This is a genomic window from Streptomyces sp. NBC_00846 (assembly GCF_045207325.1).
Lineage (GTDB): Bacteria > Actinomycetota > Actinomycetes > Streptomycetales > Streptomycetaceae > Streptomyces.
The window spans coordinates 7,710,270-7,730,009 of sequence record NZ_CP108846.1; the positions used below are offsets into that span (position 1 = coordinate 7,710,270).

Annotated in this window: 18 protein-coding genes and 1 pseudogene; 5 read left to right on the forward strand and 14 right to left on the reverse strand. The window is 67.7% G+C overall.

The window, feature by feature from the left end; all coding sequences use genetic code 11:
- Window positions 1-161 precede the first annotated feature (161 nt).
- From OG936_RS35490 to OG936_RS35500, 3 genes are read left to right on the forward strand one after another with little or no spacing between them, the layout of a single operon-like run.
- Entirely contained in the window at window positions 162-1,064 is a 903-nt protein-coding gene (locus tag OG936_RS35490) for a universal stress protein (RefSeq protein ID WP_406499913.1), read from the forward strand.
- Window positions 1,064-1,921, forward strand: coding sequence for a universal stress protein (locus OG936_RS35495; RefSeq protein WP_406499914.1), 858 nt, complete (start codon window positions 1,064-1,066; stop codon window positions 1,919-1,921). The genes OG936_RS35490 and OG936_RS35495 overlap by 1 nt, the downstream gene beginning before the upstream one ends.
- Window positions 1,922-1,930: 9 nt before the next feature.
- Window positions 1,931-2,497: a cation-transporting P-type ATPase gene (locus OG936_RS35500; protein WP_406499915.1), complete on the forward strand. Its 567-nt coding sequence runs from the start codon at window positions 1,931-1,933 to the stop codon at window positions 2,495-2,497.
- Window positions 2,498-2,548: 51 nt separating this feature from the next.
- On the opposite strand, the gene OG936_RS35505 is transcribed toward OG936_RS35500, so the two are convergent.
- The 4 genes from OG936_RS35505 to OG936_RS35520 form a co-directional block, all read right to left on the reverse strand.
- The gene (locus OG936_RS35505; RefSeq protein ID WP_406499916.1) at window positions 2,549-4,501 is read right to left on the reverse strand and encodes a multicopper oxidase family protein; all 1,953 of its coding nucleotides are present in this window, start codon (window positions 4,499-4,501) and stop codon (window positions 2,549-2,551) included.
- A 195-nt stretch (window positions 4,502-4,696) separates the two neighbouring features.
- Window positions 4,697-5,320: a CBS domain-containing protein gene (locus OG936_RS35510; RefSeq protein ID WP_406499917.1), complete on the reverse strand. Its 624-nt coding sequence runs from the start codon at window positions 5,318-5,320 to the stop codon at window positions 4,697-4,699.
- Window positions 5,321-5,364: 44 nt separating this feature from the next.
- The gene (locus OG936_RS35515; RefSeq protein WP_406499918.1) at window positions 5,365-5,826 is read right to left on the reverse strand and encodes a cyclic nucleotide-binding domain-containing protein; all 462 of its coding nucleotides are present in this window, start codon (window positions 5,824-5,826) and stop codon (window positions 5,365-5,367) included.
- 177 nt (window positions 5,827-6,003) lie between these two features.
- Window positions 6,004-7,350 (reverse strand): nicotinate phosphoribosyltransferase, encoded by a 1,347-nt coding sequence (locus OG936_RS35520; protein ID WP_406499919.1) that lies wholly within the window; start codon window positions 7,348-7,350, stop codon window positions 6,004-6,006.
- 324 nt (window positions 7,351-7,674) lie between these two features.
- On the opposite strand from OG936_RS35520, the gene OG936_RS35525 reads away from it, so the two are divergent.
- Window positions 7,675-8,577 carry a universal stress protein gene (locus tag OG936_RS35525; RefSeq protein WP_406499920.1) on the forward strand — a complete coding sequence of 301 codons (903 nt, stop codon included), beginning with the start codon at window positions 7,675-7,677 and terminating at the stop codon, window positions 8,575-8,577.
- On the opposite strand, the gene ppk2 is transcribed toward OG936_RS35525, so the two are convergent.
- The 10 genes and pseudogenes from ppk2 to OG936_RS35575 all read right to left on the reverse strand — a co-directional run bounded on the left by ppk2 (window position 8,567) and on the right by OG936_RS35575 (window position 17,773).
- On the reverse strand, window positions 8,567-9,388 hold the full coding sequence (gene ppk2, locus OG936_RS35530) for a polyphosphate kinase 2 (protein WP_406499921.1): 822 nt from the start codon (window positions 9,386-9,388) through the stop codon (window positions 8,567-8,569). The genes OG936_RS35525 and ppk2 overlap by 11 nt on opposite strands.
- Window positions 9,273-10,280: an IS4 family transposase gene (locus tag OG936_RS35535; RefSeq protein ID WP_406499922.1), complete on the reverse strand. Its 1,008-nt coding sequence runs from the start codon at window positions 10,278-10,280 to the stop codon at window positions 9,273-9,275. The genes ppk2 and OG936_RS35535 overlap by 116 nt, the downstream gene beginning before the upstream one ends.
- Window positions 10,281-10,535: 255 nt before the next feature.
- Window positions 10,536-11,381, reverse strand: coding sequence for an LLM class flavin-dependent oxidoreductase (locus tag OG936_RS35540; protein WP_406499923.1), 846 nt, complete (start codon window positions 11,379-11,381; stop codon window positions 10,536-10,538).
- Window positions 11,382-11,600: 219 nt separating this feature from the next.
- Window positions 11,601-11,957 (reverse strand): hypothetical protein, encoded by a 357-nt coding sequence (locus OG936_RS35545; RefSeq protein ID WP_406499924.1) that lies wholly within the window; start codon window positions 11,955-11,957, stop codon window positions 11,601-11,603.
- Window positions 11,958-11,969: 12 nt separating this feature from the next.
- Window positions 11,970-13,034 carry a hypothetical protein gene (locus OG936_RS35550; RefSeq protein WP_406499925.1) on the reverse strand — a complete coding sequence of 355 codons (1,065 nt, stop codon included), beginning with the start codon at window positions 13,032-13,034 and terminating at the stop codon, window positions 11,970-11,972.
- A gap of 304 nt (window positions 13,035-13,338) precedes the next feature.
- Window positions 13,339-13,542 (reverse strand): annotated as a pseudogene (locus OG936_RS35555) (transposase); the annotation flags it as partial.
- Window positions 13,539-14,225: an SDR family oxidoreductase gene (locus OG936_RS35560; RefSeq protein ID WP_406499926.1), complete on the reverse strand. Its 687-nt coding sequence runs from the start codon at window positions 14,223-14,225 to the stop codon at window positions 13,539-13,541. The pseudogene OG936_RS35555 and the gene OG936_RS35560, both read right to left, overlap by 4 nt.
- Window positions 14,226-14,351: 126 nt before the next feature.
- The gene (locus tag OG936_RS35565; protein WP_406499927.1) at window positions 14,352-15,317 is read right to left on the reverse strand and encodes an NAD(P)-dependent oxidoreductase; all 966 of its coding nucleotides are present in this window, start codon (window positions 15,315-15,317) and stop codon (window positions 14,352-14,354) included.
- A gap of 22 nt (window positions 15,318-15,339) precedes the next feature.
- The gene (locus OG936_RS35570) at window positions 15,340-16,386 is read right to left on the reverse strand and encodes a beta-propeller fold lactonase family protein (RefSeq protein WP_406499928.1); all 1,047 of its coding nucleotides are present in this window, start codon (window positions 16,384-16,386) and stop codon (window positions 15,340-15,342) included.
- 85 nt (window positions 16,387-16,471) lie between these two features.
- Window positions 16,472-17,773, reverse strand: a complete 1,302-nt coding sequence (locus tag OG936_RS35575) for a Dyp-type peroxidase (protein ID WP_406499929.1) — start codon at window positions 17,771-17,773, stop codon at window positions 16,472-16,474.
- 844 nt (window positions 17,774-18,617) lie between these two features.
- Here OG936_RS35575 and OG936_RS35580 point away from each other — a divergent pair.
- Entirely contained in the window at window positions 18,618-19,565 is a 948-nt protein-coding gene (locus OG936_RS35580) for an NAD(P)-dependent oxidoreductase (protein ID WP_406499930.1), read from the forward strand.
- Window positions 19,566-19,740 lie beyond the last annotated feature (175 nt).

Genomic DNA, 19,740 nt, shown 5'->3' on the forward strand with positions numbered 1-19,740 from the left:
GGCCGGGACCGGTCGGACCCAGATCGGGCGTCCGGGCACGGCAGGATTCTCTTGACAGGGTCCATTGGGCCCCCGGGCGGTCCTGAGCGGCCCTCTCCCCGCAGGGGCAAGCGGTGCCAGCCTGAGAGCTGACCCTTCAGTGGCCTCGGTGAGGAGAAGCCATGAAAGGCACCAAGGGGAGCCCGGAACTGGGATCCGTCATCGTCGGCGTCGACGGCTCCGAGCCGGCCCGCCGGGCAGCCCTGTGGGCAGCGGCCGAGGCCGCGCGCCGTGACAGCCCGCTGCACATCGTCTACGCGGCTGACACGGACGGCCGGGTTCTCTATCTCTCGGCGGAGAGCATCGAGCGCGTTCGCAGCGCGGGCTACGAACTGCTACGGGAAACCGCCGCTGCCATCGCGGAACACTATTCCGGTCTGCACGTCACCACGGAGTTCAGCCGCAGCGCACCCGTCCCCAGCCTGCACCGAACCGCCGGCCTGCGCGGCACTGTCGTAGTGGGCAACCGCGGTCTCGGCGGGTTCAAGAACCTCATGCTCGGATCTGTCGGTCTGAAGGTCGCCGCAGGCGCCACGACGCCCGTCGTCGTGGTCAGGGGCACTGACAACGGGGCCGGGACCGGAGTGGTGCTCGCCGCGGTCCGTGACGAGCACGACGCCGAATGCGCCCGGTACGCGGCGCGCGAAGCCGAGATCCGTAAAGCGTCGCTGCGGCTGCTGCACGTGTGGAACATTCTCGAATCCGCCGGACTCGCCGTGACCATGCTCGACGATGTCGAAGCGATCGCCGGCGAACACGTCCGCCACCTGATCGCCGTGACGGACCGGATCCGCGACGAATTCCCGGACCTGAACGTGCAGGCGGATGCCGAGAAGAGCCTGACCGTCGCCGGGGTCTTGGTGGAGGCATCGCGCCACGCGGATCTGCTGGTGATGGGCGGACGGCGATCGCCCGGTTACATCGGCCCCACCCTCGGGCGGGCGACGCACAGCCTTCTGCACCACGCCCACTGTCCCGTGCAGCTCATTCCGCGGCAGGGTCCCGGGCATGGGAGTGAGCCGTGATGGGCACCGACGAACGCCGTGAACTCGTCATCGGTATCGACCCTGCCAGGAACTGGCACCTGTCGTTGGCCTGGGCGGCGGACGAAGCACATCGACGCGGGCTGGAGCTCCGGCTCGTCGTGGCCGTACCCCCATCGCACGAAAGGCATGAGGGCGATGACAGCCCCCGTAGAAAGGCCATGGTCCAAGCCGGGGCGGACGCTCTCCAGGAGGGGGGCGACTGGGTCCGGGCGCGCCACCCGCAACTGCAGCCGGCCACCGATCTGCTCGACGGTTTCCCGGCTACCGTGATCGGCGGGCTGCCTGCGCAGGCCCGCATGGTCGTTCTCGGATCCCGGCATCTGAGCCGTACGGCGGAGTATTTCAGCGCCGGCTCCCTCGTCGTCCCCGTCACGGCCCAGGCGCGCTGTCCCGTGGTGGTCGTGGGCGATGCGGAGCATGTCACCCAGCAGCCGACCTACCTGGTCGTGGGAATCGACGGCAGCGAGTCCTCGAAGGCGGCGTTGGGGCTGGCGTTCGAGGAGGCCGACCTCCGCGGAGCGGCGCTCCGCGCCGTCTCGGTGTGGCAGCCGCCCGTATTCATGCTCCACGACGAAAAGGTCGCGGTGCAGGCTCAGCGACGCATGCTCTCCGAGACCACGGCGGGCTGGTCGTCGAAGTACCCGGGCGTGCACCTGACTCACGAGGTGCCGACCGGACATCCGGTGGAGGAGCTGGCCGGGGCGGCCGAGCACGCCCTGGCTGTCATCGTGGGCCGCCGTGGCCGGGGCGGCTACACGGGCATGCGGCTCGGCTCCGTAGTCCACGGACTGCTGCACCGGGCGCACTGCCCGGTGATCACAGTTCCCCTTGTGTGAACTCCGACGGTGACGACCACCCCGCCCGGGGAGAGGGAGCCCGGACAGGAGCTCTGCGGGCTGGCTGCGCCGGAGGCCGAGCGGCGTCTGGCCGAGCACGGCCCCAACGAGGTGGCGGAGGTGCCCAGCGCGCCTTTGCACAGCCGCGTTCTTGCACAACTTCGCGATCCTCTGATCATGGTGCTGCTGGGTGCGGCCCTGCTGACGATCGTGATCGGTGACCACCCGGATGCGGTGGTCATCGGTCTGGTGATCGTCTTCAACACAACGGTGGGGGTCGCACAGGAGATCCGTGCCGACCATGCCGTGGCGGCCCTGTCGACTATGTCGGCCCCGAGCGCTCGCGTCCTGCGTGACGGCACCGCACGGGAGGTTGCCGAAGCTGTTGTGGTGCCCGGCGACGTATTGCTTCTCGGCGAGGGCGACATCGTTGCTGCCGACGCCGAGCTCATCGAAGCATCCGGTGCGAGTCCGTCAAGAACCCGCCTGATGAGGCACCCGCGCACTCGGTGCCGCCGCCCCAGCCTCCGCCGCAGTCAGCGGCGTGGGCGCGGGCTCGACACACCGGGTGACTGAAACGGTCACCGTCACATAGCGATGGCTGCGTAGAGCGAGGTGCTTCGGCGTTCAGCGGGGGCCGACACGGTACGGCCGCATCATCTCGTTGTCCTCGTGTTCGAGCATGTGGCAGTGCCACACGTACTGTCCCGCCCGGTCGAAGGTGGCCTTGACCCGGGTGATGGCGTGCGGATAGGCGATGACTGTGTCCTTGAAACCGCTCTCCCAGGGCTCTGGAGGTTTTGGGTTGTGCCCGGTGCTCTGCCGGTCGACGACCTGGAACTGGACCTCGTGGATGTGGATCGGGTGGGCATCGCCGGTGGAGTTGTGTATTTCCCAGATCTCGGTCGCCCCGAGTGCCGGGTTCTCCGTGACGGGATCGCCCCATGCCATGGGGGTCCGGTTTCCGTGCCGGTCCACGGTGCCGAGCATCACCACGCGGGGGCCCACGCCCCGCAGAACCGCGGAGTTCTGCTCCTGCAGGGAGACCCGCCGCGTGTGGCTCGCTGGACCCAGTGGTTCGAACGGCGGAAGGGTGACGTGGGCGGGCGGCACGGTCCTGTCCGGCGTGGCGAGTGGTCGTGCCACCGTGAATTTCATGACCTGTCCAGTGGTCCCGGGGGACGCCGGCCGGAAGTCTGTGCCTGCTCTCCCGCCCCTGAACGGCTCGTCGGGTCCCTCGTTGATGAGGTACAGATCAGTGCCGACCGGGATGGAGGTGAAGTCGACGACGACGTCGGCGCGTTCGGCGGGGGCGGTGAGCAGCTGGTCGCGCTGCACGGGTGCGGGCAGGAAGCCTCCCTCCGAACCGATCTGCCAGAAGGGGAGCACCGGGTCCGCGGGACGAGGGGCCATCGGGTCGGTGACGATCTTCAGGATCAGGAAGCGTGCGTTGCAGCCGTTGAGAAACCGCAGGCGGTAGCGGCGCGGCTCGACGGAGAGAGTGGGCCAGGTACGGCCGTTGGTCACCATCGTGTTGCCGAAGAACTCCGGGTTCCAGATGGGGGAGATGTCACTGTCGGGTATGTATGGCCCGGTGAAGTGGTCGAAGGATGCGCGGCTCGCCGGGTAGAACAGGCTGCCGTCGGTGGAGAACGACCGGTCCTGGATGACGACCGGAATCTCGTAGTAGTGCCTTCCCGGGGGGTCGCCGAGTTTCGGCCCCGGCCCCGGAAGCACACCGTCCGGGAGGTCGGAGGGCCCGCCGCGCAGGAGGTAGAAACCCGCCAGGCCCGCGTAGACGTTCAGCCGAGTGACCCCGAGGGCATGGTCATGGAACCAGGAGGTGGCGGCACGCTCCTGGTTGGCGTACTGGAATACGGCGGCTCCAGGCTCCCACATTGCATCGAACTGATTTTCGAACAGCGTCTTGAACCGTTCATAGAAGGTGCCCACCCGTGCGTATCCGTCGGGGATGTCGGATGCACGGGGCAGGTACCACGCCTCGGGGTATCCGTCGCTCTCCTGCGTGTTGTGCCCCCCGTGCAGGTGGGTCACGATCGGCACGGGGCCGGTATAGGGGCCGGGTGTCGAGGTGAAGGCCGGCCGCGCATCACGTCGTGAGATGCCGCCTTCGGGGTTGGCCCAGTGCAGTGTGGGGTCCACCGGCAGCAGGTGCGGCAGGTGGTCGCCGTGGCGGTCGAGCAGCTGGTTCACCCACGTGACCCGTATGGCCCGGCCGAAGGTCGCCTCGACGGTGTGTGACGGGTAGGAGAAGCTTCCCGGATGCCGGGTCGACCCGTATCCCCACACCGTTGTGGCCGGCATATCGGCTGGCAGGATCTGCTGCCGGAACTGCTGAGCGCCGATCGTGTAGTGGTCGACGCGTCCTGCCTCGTCCCTCTCGGCCCAGGGCATCACCGGCGGGACGGCAAGCTCGGTGACGTACTTGTCGATGCGCGTCGGGTCCAGGACGCGGCCGGGGGTCCCCGGCCAGGCCCGCGTGGAGGCAGACCCGGCCGGGATGAGGAGGCAGGTTCCGCCGACGAGGCCGGCCTTGATGAATTGTCGCCTTGTGGCCATCTGAGTCCTCCTGGACACGGCCCCCCATCGGCTGCAATCCCAGAAACCGTTCCAGTGTTTCCGACACAACGAAGAAGAGCCACTCGGAACGTCGACGGCCGAGATCTTCGTGCAGGTGCAGCGTTTCAGCTCGCCCGGATCTCCACGCCGTGGAGCCGGACCGGCTGCTGCGGGACGCAGTGCCTGGAGGGAACTTCAGTCAAGCTCCATGCGTACGTCCACGACGCCTTCGACCGCGCGAATTGCCCGAGCCAGAAGTGGCACCAGGGAACGGTTCTGGAGAGGTCCTTGCAGGGTGACGACACCATCCAGCACAGAGAATTCCACCCGGTCCGGGGGGGAGAGTTCGGCGACAACAGCGGATCGGATCTCCTCGTCGATCTCCTCGTCCGGGCGCAGGAACACCTTCAGCAGGTCGCTGCGGCTTACGACGCCCTCCAGCATGCCGAGAGCGTTCACGACGGGCAGTCGTTTCACTCGCTTGCGCGCCATGATGCGGGCGGCCTCGGCGAGCGTGGCGTCAGGGTGGACGGTGACGGCCGGACTCGACATCAGCTGCTCGGCCAGCACGGCGTCGGCTTTGGACGCCTCCTCCAGTTGGCCGGGCAGTCTCGGGTCGTCCAGCCGAAATTCCTCCTTCGGCAGCAGGTCCGCCTCGGAGACGACGCCGACGACGCGGCCCTCGCCTTCGAGGACCGGCACGGCGCTGACCTTCCACTGATGCATCAGCTCGACGATCTCCTTGTACGAGGCATCGCGGCCGATGGCCACAGCCGTGTGGGTCATGACGTCGCTGACGGTGTACCGGGATGCAGCCATGGGGTGCTCCGTAAGTTGTTGGGTGGCCCGGGAGGGCGGCGTGCTCACACAAACCCGCCGCTGCCATGAGGGGCGTAGAGATCGAGCAGACGAATCCGAGTGGCCTGCAACCGGTGGGCGAGAACCTGCCCGACCCAATGGCCGATGGCCGAACCGAAGGCGGGATCTGCGTCCATCATCATGCGTACGGTCGTCGCGTCGAACTCATGGGTACGGACAGGTGTCATCGCCTCTGCTCCGAGGTGCCAGATGTAGGGCTCGAACAGCCAGGCCCAGCCGACCAGTTCGCCGGATCCGAGGCTCTCGATCGCTGCCGGGGGACTGCCCGGAACGCGGATGTCCAGCGTGACGGTGCCCGAGCGCAGGATCCAGAAGCGGTCTGCGTGGTCTCCTTCTTGGAAGAGACGGGTTCCCTGGGCGAAATTGACCTCCTGTCCGATCTGCATCAGGCGGTCACGGTACTGGGCGGGCAGGGCTGCGGTGATGCGAGTCGGAGAAGCGCTCATCGGTGGCCTCCTCTGTAGCCTCCGGTTTCAGCATCGCCGGGCAGTCGGTTCACGGACATAGGTCGACCGGCCCCTGCCGCGGTCCCGTCCGGCCCTGGGTGGGCAGGCCCTGCGATCTCAGAGCACTTGACGGCTCTGTCGGCCGAGTCATTCCTTGCGCCTGATCGCGAGATCGGATCAGACGGCTTCGTGAGTGCCACCCAGCAGATTCTTCTCGATATACCGGCGGACATCTGCGGTGAGTGAGCTGAGGCGTTCTGAGAGTTCCGCTTCTGGCGCGATGGGCGTCCGTATGGTGCGGGCCCCGGGCGGCAGTGCCGCGAGGTCGGTCATGAACCTTTGCCGGGCCGTGTCCAGCTCTGCACGTTCCGAAACGCGTCGCCCCTCCCGCATGACGGACTCCAGCAGCGGGATGCCATCCGGCGGTGGCTGCTCATCGACGAGGGCTATCAGATCCGCGTATCCCGGCCTTCGGAACACCTGCTTACGTCCGGGCGCCGTCACCTTGGCCGAAGAGAGTTTCATCATCGGCCGGCCGTCGTACTCGACCAGCTTGTACGCGGAATCCAGGTAGGGGGCATCTGCAGAGACGCCGATCCGGGTGCCGACCGCGTAGGTGTCGATGGGCACTTCGGAGCGGACCAGACGGTCCACGGCGAACTCGTCGAGACCACCGCTCGCCACAATCCGTGTCTCCTGGAGGCCAGCAGCATCGAGGATGGTCCGCGCCTGTACGGCCAGGGCTCCGAGGTCACCACTGTCCAGCCGGATGGCGCAGCCCGGGCCGAGGCCCAGATCGCGCAGTACACGCGCTGCTGTCGCCACGCCTGTCACGGTGTCGTAGGTGTCCACGAGAAAGGTTACTGGGCCCGGATGGGACCGAGCGAAGGCCCGGAACGCGTCCTCCTCGGCACCGAACGCCTCGATGTACGAGTGGGCCATCGTGCCGACCGCGGTCAGGCCCTCCGAGTGGGCCGCCGCCACATTGCTGGTTCCGGCGAAGCCGACCATGGCACCCAGCCGGGCGGCCTGGTGTCCGGCTTCGATGCCGTGAGTGCGGCGCAGGGAGAAGTCCACGACGGGGTGTCCGTCCGCGGCCAGGACACACCGGGCGCATTTGGAGGCGACGGAGGTCTGGTGGTTGAGCTGGTTGAGTACGTAGGTCTCGACGAGCTGGGCCTGCGGGAGGGGTGCAGTGATTTCCAGCAGGGGTTCTCCGGCCAGCACGACGTGCCCTTCGGGCACTGCCCGGACTTCGCCGCGGAATTCCAGGCCGAGCAGCGGTGCCAGATCCTCGGGCGGTCGTCCCAGCACAGAGGCGAAGACGGCCACGTCATCCGCGTCCACACGATAGGCGGAGAGGAAATCGAGGACCGAATCCAGCCCGGCACAGACAAGGAAACCTCGGTCCGGCGGCAGATTTCGCACGAACAGACTGAACGTCGCCGAACAGGTCATGCCCTCGCGCAGATACGACTGAGCCATCGTGACCTCGTAGAGGTCGGTGCTCGTGGCATTCGACATCGACGGCACCTTCCTCCCCGTCGCGTCATCCCTTCCGGGACTGCCGCCCGGCCCCCGCGCCCTCGTACCGCACTACCCTGCACTCCTCCCTCCACTATCGGCCTCCTTCGTCTCGTGGGCCAGCCAGATGCCGGGGCGGCAACCAGCACCGCCGAGTCTCTTCTGCCGCTGCCGAAGAGCACGTCGTGCATGCGGACCAGCCGGACCACGAAGGGGGGCCGACGTTCCGTATGCGGGCCGAACCGGTCCTCACGAACGGCCTGCTGCAGTGCAACTGTGAGGGCAGGTACTTCTTACCCGGTCGAGTGGAAGGCGGTGGGAAGGATGAAGCTGCCCCTGGTCTCGGGTGTGGACGGATCGGAGACCAGCCTGCGGGCGGTCGACTGGGCCGTCGACGAGGCGGCCCTTCATGGGCTGCCGCTGCGGCTGGTGTACGCGTCGAGGCGGGAGCAGTACGAGGGCGCCGCGCCGGCGCTCAGCCTCGGCCGTCCTTCGGAGCAGGCGCTCGCAGACAGCATCGCCGAAACCGCCGCTGAGCGTGCCCGCCGCCGTCATCCGGACGTCGACATCTCGGTCGAGGTGACGCCCGAGGGCGCGGTGATCGCCCTTCTGCACGAGGGGGACAACGCCGAGGCACTGATCACCGGGGCGCGTGGCCGTGGCGGGCTCACCGGACTTCTTCTCGGCTCGGTCAGCCTCGCCGTAGCCGCGCGGGCCCCTTGTCCCGTCATCGTCGTGCGCGGTGACAAGGCCGGTATCGAAGGCACGCATGGGCGGATCCTCGTGGGTGTCGGGGAATCGGAGGGAGGATCGGCGGCGGTCCGGTTCGCCTTCCGTGAGGCCGGGGCAAGGGGCTGCGTCCTGGATGCCGTACATGCTTGGCGCTGTCCGGCGCACAACCGTGCCGACCCCCGGCGTACTGCCAGTGAGTACCTGTACCACAAGGAACGTGCGGCGACCCTGATCGACGAAGCGGTGGCCGAGTTCGTACGCGATCACCCGACGGTCCGGCTGCACTCGGCGGCGGTCGAGGGAACGGCTGCAAAAGTGCTGGTCCAGCGCTCGGCCGCCGCGGACCTGATCGTCGTCGGAGCGCATCGCCGCCGCGGCCATCTCGGACTCCAGCTCGGCCGAGTCGCTCATACCCTGCTCCACCACGCCGATTGTCCGGTGGCCGTCGTACCTCTGGGGGCCTTGTGGTGTGAGACCCCTCGCCTCACTTCCTGAGTTGCGACGCGCGGTCGGGGACGTACGTCTGAAGGCTCCTCGGCGGCCGCTGGTACCCGGTGGCCGGAGGCCGCCGAGGCAGTTCGATCACCGGCGGGGCGACCGCCTCGTACGGCACAGTCGACAGCAGATGGGCGATCATGTTGAGCCGGGCCCGGCGCTTGTCGTCGCTCTCGACGACGTACCACGGAGCCTCCGAGATGTCGGTATGGACGAACATCTCGTCCTTCGCTCGCGAATAGGCCTCCCAACGGGTGATCGATTCCAGGTCCATCGGTGAGAGTTTCCACCGACGGGTGGGGTCCTGCAGCCTGCGTCGGAACCGCTCCTCCTGCACCGAGTCACTCACCGAGAACCAGTACTTGCGCAACAGAATGCCGTCCTCCACCAGCATCCGTTCGAAGATCGGGCACTGGCGAAGGAATCGCTGGTGTTCCTCCATGGTGCAAAAACCCATGACGCGCTCGACGCCCGCGCGGTTGTACCAGCTCCGGTCGAGCAGGACCACTTCCCCAGCGGCTGGAAGGTGCTCGACGTAGCGCTGGAAATACCACTGGCCACGCTCGCGCTCGGTGGGCCGCGGCAGCGCGACGATACGCGCCAACCGGGGGTTGAGGGGTTCGGTGACGCGCTTGATCGTGCTGCCCTTGCCCGCCGCGTCACGTCCCTCGAACACCACGACGAGCCGTGCGCCTTCAGCCCGCACCCACTCCTGGAGCTTCACGAGCTCGGTCTGGAGCCGGTACAGCTCCCGCTCGTACAGCGAGCGCGGCAGCTTTCCGGGCTCGCCCGAGCTTTTCCCGTCCGACATGGGATGACGTTATGGAGGAGACCATGCCCGAAGTCAAGCGACAGCGCCGAACGGGCTTCGCTGCGCGGACCCGGTGGGCTCCGGGGGCGCCGCTCGTCTCGGCCTGCCCGCTACCGCCGCGCTCGGACCGGCCGGTTACTACGTGGACGTCCGCGCCATCGCGCTTGCCGAGCGTCTCCTTGGCCGTCCCCGTGGCGGCGGCTGTACGCCACAGGTCCACGCTGTAGAAGCCACGGTCGGCCAGCAGCATCATCCCCGGCCGCAGGGACGACAGGACCGCACGGGCCAGAGTCTGCTCTCCGGTGCGCAGAGCACCGATCGCAGCGTCGAAGACGGCATGGGTGCCGCACTCCACCAGACCGACCATGCGCAACTGCGGGCAGCCGACGTTCTGTTCACCCCGACCGGAGCGCGGCGGACGGCCGAACACCTCCACGTTCGCCCTCGTGTCAGGCAGGTCGAACGTGTTGCCGTCGATCGCGGTCAGCCGCCAGTCCCGGTAGAAAGCACCCTGAGTGTCCGGTGTGGCGACCGGACGGCATACCCGCGCGAACAGCTGCCGCAGCGGCGCCACACCCAACCGGGACCTGGCTTTCCAGATCGCAGCCGTACTCGGCACCGCCCACGATGCACGCCAACACCGCGCACCCCGCAAACCCGTGGTCAGCAGTCGGGCGACCTCCTCATAGCTCTGCCTTGAGAACAGGCACATCGCCAACACGAAGTAGACCACCAGCCGGGCCGGCAACAGCCGGTTCCGCTCCTGTATCCGGCCCGTCTCCGCCAACACCTCGTCCACAAGCCCCGGAGGAAAAGCCTGTGTCAACACCCCTACCGCGACCCGGTCCGACAGACGCTCACCAGATGACTTCAGCTGTCCCGCTCTTGGCATACCAACAACAATGACCGAAATGCCCCTAAGTTACCGGTATTGAGGTTAGGCGTGCACCTGCCATTCGATCTGGCTCTCGGAGGTGTCTCCGACGCGATCAGCCCACTCGCGAGCGACAAAGTCCGGGCGCGTGAGGAGAATGTCTCCAGCGCGTTGTGCACGCAGCCGCAGTCCGAGTTCATCGGCCCCGGGGTCGCCTTCGTTGACGGTTGGCCGCGGTTGCGGAGGTTGCTGTACTTCGGTCCCGGCGAGCGGTCACAGTCCGACCGCGTCGGCGAGCAGGTCCACCTGTTCCAGTCCGCCGCCGTGGGGGAAGAGGATGAGTTCGTCGCAGCCCGCCTCGGCGTAGGCAGCGGCCTCGCGGGCCACTCCTTCGGGTGTGGTGAGACCGGCTTCTATGCTTTCGCGGGTGTAGGTGCCAGAGGTGTAGTAGTTCGCAAGGCGGTGGTGCAGACGTTGTTCTGCGTTCGGGCCGAGCGAGAAGTGCGCGGTCGCCACCAGGCGGGGCGTCCCCTCCTTGCCCGCGTCCTGCCACGCCTGTTGCACCCGCGGGAGGACGGCCTGGAAGTTCGCCACGCCTTGGGCGCCACCGATCCAGCCGCGACCGTAAGTGATCATCCGCCGCAGCGCGGGCTTGGTGAACCCACCGAACAGCATCGGGGGGCCGCCGGCCGTGGCCGGACGTGGTCCGATACCGCCGTGGTCCTGCCACTGCCGGGTGGCCCGTTCGAGCAGTGCGTCGAACAGCTTGCCGCGCTGCCGGAAATCGACCCCGCTTGCGCTGTAGTCGTCCTCCCTGGCGCCGGGTGCCAGACCCAGCACGAGCCGGCCATCGGACAGGCGGTCGAGCGTGGCGGCGGACTTGGCGAACAGCGCATGGTTGGCGCGCAGCGGGGCCAGCAGGATGGCGGTGGTCAGACGGATGCGCGAAGTCGCTCCGGCCGCGACGGCAAGTGCGGTCAGCGGCTCGTAGGTGTCGTAGGCAAGGCGGTCGGTAGTGCCGAGCGTGGAGAAGCCGCGCTCCTCGGCGCGTCTTGCCCAATCCACGACCGACAGGTCCGGGTCGGGGTGCAGGGCCTGTAGCCCGATACCGATGTCCATGGTGGCGCGTTCCTCGCGGGTCGAGTGTGCGTGGGGGCGTGCACGGGGCGTGTCCCGTCTCGAGCGGGTCCGTTCGGACGATCACGACTGCTGATCAGGCACTCGGAGACGGATTGAACCGGGGGCGTGATCCGGCTGCTTGCCGCGGTTGCATGGCGCAGGGCCATCGGCGTGCGCCGCGGCAGGCTTGAGTTGTGGCAGCCAGGCGTGGACCGTTGATCAGGGTTGTCCGGAGTCGCTGTAGCGTCCTCCGGTGGACTGGTTCCAGACGCGTCGGTTGCTCATCTCGGAGATGAAGTCGACGTGAGCCTGCAACGGCCAGGAGATCCGCTTCCAGTCGCCGATGACGTACGTCATGTTGTAGGGGCCTTCGGCCGGGGTGGTCAGGTATGTGGGCGCCACCTGCTTGTAGTAGGCCTCGACGGCCTCGGGGAGTTTGTCGGCGCTGTCGGTGAGCAGCAGCGGGGAGTGGAAGCCGAGGTGGGACAGGGGCGCCGAGGCGACCGCGCCCTGCCAGTCGTCCCGCCTGACGAGGGTGAAGCCGTGGCCCGGCCCGGTGATGTTCCAGCCCACCATGCCCACGGGATCTCACATCTTGGCGAACGCGATGGCGGTGGTCTCCGGTGTGTTCTTCGGGGTCGCGTTGAAGTCGACGGGGTCGTCGTTGGTGATGCGCTGCACGGCACCGTAGGCATTGAGCTGCTTGGCGACGGCGGGGGATATCTGGTCCGGTCCGCCCCACAGGTAGATGGTGGCCCGGCCCATGCGGCGTTTGAGCGCGGTGACGGTCTCCGGCGGGATGCCGTCCCGGGTGACCCACAGGATTGCGGTGGGCATGTGGGAGGACCAGTGGGTGGCGGGCAGGGCGTACTCCCAGGAGTCCATGGACGCGATCATCACGTCCATCATTCCGGCGCCCCCTTGGCTGCCGCTGTTGCCCATCTGCGGTACGCCGGTGTCCGGGTTCTGGATGCTGCCGTAGACACGGTCGACGGCGTCGGCGAGCCCTGGGACGGTGGGCGCGGTGATGCTCTGGAAGGTCATGCCGATGGCCTTGAGCTGCGCCTGGACAGCCGGGTTGGCTGCCGCGCCCACCAGGAAGGCGTCGATGTTGTGGTGGCGGCTGATGCCCGTGTCGCCCAGGCGCTTGAGCTCGTTCAGAGTGACCTGGGGAATGCCCGTCTTGGTGACGTAGAGGATGGGCGCGTCGTCTGGGAAGTGGATGAGAGGGACGGCGGTGATGCCCGTCAGCGGATCGTCGGTGGTGATCAGGGTGACAGCCCAGGGCCGGTCGGGGACGTTGTCGTTCTCCCCCTGGGCGTTCTCCGGGAGCGCGGCCGGCCAGATGTGCTGGGTGACGGACACCGCTTCCTGGAAGGGGTCGGAGCCGTAGAGCCGCTGGGTGGTCTTGGTGCCGATGGTGGGCACCAGGGTTGGCGCCTCGGGTGGCGGAGGGACCCGGAAATCTCCGCTGCCGGTGGGCCGGCCGAAGGGGTAGAGGTTCGGGTCGGGCGGTGTGGGAGCTGCGGCAGGGAACGCCGCCACCATCGTGGTGGCCATCAGCGCCGCGCCGCCCGCCAGCAATGCCGCCCGCGTCGGTATCAGTTTGTGCCTGGGGGGTATGCGGCCGGGCCGCAGGTGTCGTGTCACCAAGGGAACAGTCTCCTCACCCTGGGGGTTGCCCAGTGCTGGACCGGGAGTGCGGCGCCGCTGTCCACGCAACGTCCCAGTAAACGAACTCCGCCGAAAAGGAGGGCCCGATGCCCGGCTGGGCGGTCCGGTCCCTCGGCGGGAAGCACACCGCGGCTCTGTCAGGTCCCAGCATCAGCGGATCAGTGCCTGCCGTCGCGCCCGGACGGACATACGAGTGATCTGGAGTGATAGCCCAGGCGCCTTGGAGGTCGAACAGTTCGATCCCGTCTGCCGAGGGCCTTTGCCACGATCACCAGCACGGTGCCTTCGCGGTCAGCTTGTCGAAGACGGCCCGCAGCTTCGGTTCGCTGTTGGGTAGCTGCTTGTCGTAGACCTTCTTGCCGGCCGGGGCGAGCCCGTGCCCGTGATGGGCGCTCTTGCCGACGTCCAGGCCGAGGAAGACGCCCACGTCGTCTGCTTCGCTGTCGGTGGTTGGTCTGTGTGGCTGCCCGGTCCCCCGATGCCTCAGGTCACGCGCAGTCCGCCGTCGACGAACAGGTCGAGGGCGTTGACGCCGGTGTTGCGGAGGACGAATTCGGTGGCATCGACGACCTCTGCAGTCGTCACGAGGCGTCCGATGGGGGTACGCGCCAGGTGGGGGTGTTCGGGTGCGTCGCGCCACTTCGAGCTGTCTCCCACCACGCCCGGGTGGATTGCGTTGATGCGGTGGGGCGCGATTTCCACGGCCAGGGTTTTCACCAGACCGGTGATGCCGGCGTTGAAGGCGGTCACCATGGTGGAACCGGGGTAGGGGCGTTCCTTGGCCAGGCCGCCGAAGAGCACGACCGACGCACCGGGGGTGAACCGGTCACGCAGGGCTCGTACGGTCTCCGTGTAGCCCACCAGTTTGGTGGTCACGCTCTCGATGGCTGCGGCGATATCGAAGTCCGCGAGGGAGTTGACGCCTTGTTTGATGGCGGTGATCACCAGGTTGTCGACCTCGCGCACTTCGCCGAGCGCGGCGGCGATTGTCTCCGGCTGCGACAGGTCGACGGCCAGGCCGCGGGTGATGCCGCCGATTTCGCCGGCCACGGTGTCGGCGTGAGCCGTGGTGCGGCTGGTGATGATGACAGTGTCGCCGCGGTCGGTGAAGCGCTGGGCTACAGCGCGGCCCAGTCCGCTGCTTCCTCCGACGATGATCGAGGTGGTCACGATCCAGTGGTCCCTTCTGGCCGACAGGTAGCGGACAAGGAATTCCTTTGAAGCAGGATTCAGCGGTGGCGCAGGTGGACCGGTCCACTCCGGCGGCCGGGACCGGACCGACGGCCCGTATTCGGACTACGACGGCGGGTTCCGCAAGTAGTCGACGGCGGCGAGGTCGTCGTTGTCGTGGCCGGCTGCGACGGTCGCTTCGAGGCGGTCTCGGACGGCCTGGAGCAGAGGGGTGGGGGTGGCGGCTGCCGCGGCTAGTTCGACGTCCTTCAGGGCGAGTTGCACCGCGAATCCGGGCGCGTATGAGGCGTCGTCCATGACGCCTACCTTCTGCAATTCGTACGGCATCGCGAGCGGGCCGGCCTCGAGCACTCGGACGAACGTCGCGTGGTCGACACCGAGCGCGTCGCACAGCGCAAGGACGTCGCTCATGGCGACCGTCGAGGCAGCCATCCAGGCATTGACCACGAGCTTGACGGCGCTGCCCTCGACCCCTGATCCGACGTGGAGCACGGACGAGCCGAGATCGTCGAGTAGGGGACGCGCCCGCGTGAGGACGTTCTCGGGGCCGGCTGCCAGCCAGACAAGTTTGCCCTGCCTAGCCGGAGCGGTGCTTCCCGAGACCGGTGCATCGAGGTACGCAACACCGTGATCACGGGCCAGACCGGCCAGCGCGTCGGCGTGCCGTGGCCCTACCGTGCTCGCCTGCACCCAGACGGCATCGTTGTCGAGCCGACCGATGGCATCTGACATGACTTCCGCGACCGCATCGCCGTCACGGAGGACAGTGATGACGACGGACGCGCCGGAGACTGCATCGCCCACCGCTCTCACTGCCGTGACCCCGGCAGCGTGCTCCGCCACCGTACGGGCCCTCTCCTCCGTGCGGTTCCAGAGCCGTACCTCGTGGCCGGTATCTCCGAGGCGCATCGCCATCGCGGCGCCGAGTGCGCCTGCTCCCAGAATAGCGACGGTGGAAGCGTGAGACATGGAAGACTCCTTTCTCTGTTCCTCTTGTCCATGTTCCGCCGGCAACCCGCGTCCCCGGGCATCCAGGTCCCGAGCGCCGGCGTCTTCGACGCGGACACACACGATCCGGCGGTACGTCGCGGGCTCAGCTCACCGCCACGCCGTAGGGGCTGGCACCGAGGGTGACGGTCGCGACGACCTTGTGGGAATTCGGGTCGATGACCTTGAGGGTGCCCGCTCCCTGGTTCGTGACGTAGATCGCCTCGTTGGTGACCTCCAGGTTGAACGGGTCGGTGCCGGGAGGGCCCAGGGCGATGGTCGAAGAGACACGGTGGCTGCTGGTGTCGATCACGGATACGTTGCCCGGGCCGAGGTCGGCGGAGTAGGCGAAGCGGCCGTCGGGCCCGACGGCCACGTCGAAGGGGCCCTCGCCGACGGACACGGTGGTCACCTTGCCGGTGCGGGTTTCGACGGCGAGGACGTGCGCTGCCACCTCGTCGGCGACGTAGGCCGACTTGCCGTCCGGTGTGATGGCGACGCCTACCGGGGAGCGCCCTGCGGGAAGGTCCCGGTCGACCCGGCGCGTGCGGGTGTTGATGACCGACAGGCTGCCGGACCCGGAATTCGCCACGTAGGCCGAACCACCGTCAGGGCTGAACGCCACGTTCACCGGGGATTTACCGACCGGGATGGTCGAGGCCACCCGGTTGGTTCGGGTGTCGATCAACGAGACGTTGTTCGAACTGCCGTTGGTGACGTAGAGGGAGCTGCCATCGGGGCTGAGGCCGACACCGGTGGGGCTCTTTCCGACCGGCACGGTTGCGACGATCTTGTTGTTCCCGGTGTCGAGTACCGAGACCCGGTCCGAGCCGCTGTTGGCGATGTACACGTGCTTGCCGTCCTTGGCGACCACGACGCCTTCGGGCGCCACGCCGGCGGGCACGGTTGCGACGACCTTGTAGGTACGGGAGTCGATCACCGAGAGCGTGTCGTCCTGCTGATTCGTGACATACACGCGGCCACCGGCACCGGTATGGACGGGCGCGACCGGCACGGCGGAGTCCTTGCGGACCGAGGTGGCGGGCGTACAGGAGATCAACAGGATCCCGATGCCCGCCGCGAGTGCCGGCCGGAGCGTCCTGCCGGGTTGCCGGCGGCCGTTGCCGACTCGGGTCCGCAGGGCAGAGAACATCTCGCCTCCTGTGCGCATTGCGATGGTTCGTTCCGGGGCCGGGCGGGGCGGCGTCTCGCCGACGCCCGCCGGGGGCGGAGAAGGATCAGGTCAGGAGCCCGCGGGCGTAGTAGTCCTTCTCGTCCCGAACTCCGGGAAGCGCGAAGAAGTATCCGCCGCCCCGGGGGCTGATGAACGGCACCAGTGTTTCGTCTTCCAGCCGGGTCTGCATGGCGACGTAGGTGTTCAGCTCTTGCTGGAAGCAGACGAATGCATGGCCCATGTCGAGTTCCGGTGGGTTGGGGCTCCGGTCGTAGTCGTAACTGCGACGCAGGATGGTGCTGGTCGCCGCGGTCTGCGGAGTCTGGGGGTTGGCGAGGCGGATGTGAGAATTCAGCGGGGTGATCAGGCCCTGCGGGTCGTTGGTGTAGATGGGGTCGAGGAGATCCGTGACGTTCTCACCCACGGCGTACATGGGGGCGCCACTCGCCTTGCGGCGGCCGAAGATTTGCTCTTGTTGGGCGACGGGCACCTTCTGCCACGCCTCGATGAAGAAGTGCACGATGCGCACCACGTGGTACGTGCCGCCCGCGGCCCAGGCCGGTTCGGCGCTCTTCGGCTGGACCCAGACCACCTGATTCATCTGGGTGTCGTCGGTGACGGTCGGGTTGGAGATGCCGTCCTTGAAGCCGAACCAGTCACGCCGGACACCGACGGGACGCTCCGGATTACGCTGGCCGTCGATGCGCCAGCGCAGCTTCATCGCGGACTTGGTGTGGGTCAGGATGTCGATCAGTGCGTGCACCGTCGTGTCGCGGTGATCGGCGCAGATCTGGATCAGCAGGTCGCCCTGGCTCAGCGCGGGGTCCAGGTCGTCGTGGCGGAAGGGCGTCATCGTGACGAGCTGGACCGGCTTGCGCGTGCTCAATCCGTAGCGGTCGTCGAAGAGAGACGCGCCCACTCCGACTGTCAGAGTGAGACCATCCGCCACGAATGTGGGTCCCATGATGCCGTTGTCCGATGGCGTTGCGGTCGGGGGAACCTCCGGTGGCCTGCCACCCGCCGTGAGGAAACGGGCTCGCGAGGTCAGCGTGTGGAACAGGTCAGTGAGCTCTGCGCGGTCGGAAGCGGTCACGTCGAACGAGACGAAAATCGCGTCCTGTTGGGGCGCAGTGGCGATGCCTGCCTGGTGATAGCCGTGAAAGGGAATCGTGTGGGATTTCGGTTGCTCCTTGATCTCGACCATCGTGTCGGCGAGCGCCTCACCGCTGCCAAAGGCTGCCCCGCCCGCCACTCCGGCCACGCCCGCGGCGGCGCCGTGCAGAAACGACCGCCGGGCAAACGCACTCGCCGGGCACCCTTCGCCGCTCCACCCGTCCTCCAGGTTCGCGGATGTCTCGTCAGTCATGGTTCCCCTCAGGCAAGGAGCCGGGTGGCAAGCCGTACGGCGCTGCCGCGATCGGATTCCGTGAGCCGGCCCCGGCCGACAGGCGCGCGACCGCATGCGGCATCTCAACCAGCGTCGGGATTGCGGCCAGATGCATAACTGTTCCGCAAAACGTAATATATTGGACGGGTGCGCTCGTGCCACTTGGAGAGACGGCGCTTGGTCAACCTCTTCGACCACCGACGTTGCGCCGGGGCGCGGCCCGTCGAGCGCGCGGCGGCGAGAACAACCCTGTGGTGTGAATGGATCGTACGAATGCGACCCGGAGCATGTGGACACCCTCAGTCACTTCTTCAGCTCGTACGCCGAGGAAGTGCCCTCATGGCCGATCCGCAAGGTCGCCATGCTCGCCAGGTACACATCACTCAAAGAGTTCTGTCATCGGTGGAATCCGAACGGCTCGGACGTCCGTCTGGTTAGGGTGGGTCGTCGCCGTCGACGAGCGCCACCTGTGCGTCTGTCCTGGCCGGTGGCTTCGCCATTCTGACGCGCCCCATTCCTATGCCGTACCCGGAATCCGCAGTTGATCAGGCCCGTAATCTCCGCATCCTCCGGATTCGGCGGAGCCCAACTGCAGGAATACCCACGTTCCAGTGGACCGTCGTCCGCGCCCGCAGCCCCGGGCGACGTCCGCAGATCGGGCGTGGCTGTGTCGCGCGAACGCTCCACTGGGGTAGCGCACAGGTTGGGCCGGGTGCTTGCTGGTAGTCAGCGCGCCCACCAACCCCACCGTCAATGGCGCCGTCCGGCCGGTGAGCCGCGGGGCCACGCCACTCGAGCCGTCTTCCAGGATTGAGGTAGAGGAATGACGTATGTCGCCCAGGACCGCCCGCGTATCGGCTGGATCGGTGTCGGTCGCATGGGCTTCCAACTCGCCGCCCGGCTTCTGGGCGAGGGGCAGGACGTAGCCGTCTACAACAGGACCAGGTCCAAGGCCGAACCGCTGGCGGAACGGGGAGCGACGATCGTCGCCCGGCCGGCCGATCTGGCCGACCGGGACGTCGTCTTCACCATGGTCTCCGCCTCGCCCGACCTGGAGGCGGTCACCACGGGCCCCGGCGGCGTGCTGACCTCGCCGGACGCCGCGCCGGGGGTGCTGATCGACAGCTCGACGGTGTCCGCCCGGGTGTCCGCACTGATCCGGAGCGAATCCGCCAAGCGTGGGACCGACTTCCTGGCCGCCCCGGTGAGTGGGAACCCGAAGGTGATCGCCGCAGGGAAGCTGACGGTCGCGGCCTCCGGCTCGCGCGAGGTGTTCGGCCAGGTCGAGCCGTTGCTGGCTCTGCTCGGGCGCGGGGTGACCTACGTCGGCGAGGACGAGGTCGCCCGTCTCGTCAAGATTGCGCGCAACGTCTTTCTGGGTGTCGTCACCCAGTCGCTCGCCGAGATCACGGTCCTCGCAGAAAAAGGCGGTGTCAGCCGTGCCGCCTTCTTGGAATTCCTCAACGACTCCGTGATGGGCTCGGACTACACCCGCTACAAGTCGCCCGCGCTGGTCAACCTGGACTTCACACCGACGTTCACCATGCCGCTGCTGCGCAAGGACCTCGACCTGGGATTGTCCGCGGCCCGCGAGCTGGGGGTCCCGATGCCACTCGCCGCCGCCACCGCTCAGCTTGTCGCGGGTGCCATCGGCGCGGGACACGTCGAGGAGGACTTCGCCACCTTGATCCTCGAACAGGCCAGGAACTCCGGCATCACACTGAAATCCCAGAACGTGCCCGTGGACGACGGTCTGTCACCGCGGGCATGACCTGCCGACCGAGACCACCGGCCCCGGCAAGGTCGGGACGCAGGAGGGCCTCCGCGGCGACGTCGGCGATGTCTCGGACGTCGATGTAGGTGCAGGGCGCGTGACGCATCGCCGATGAGGACGCCGTCGACGCCGAGTGAGACCGTAGTAGTTTCTCCGGCCGCCCTCTGGCGCG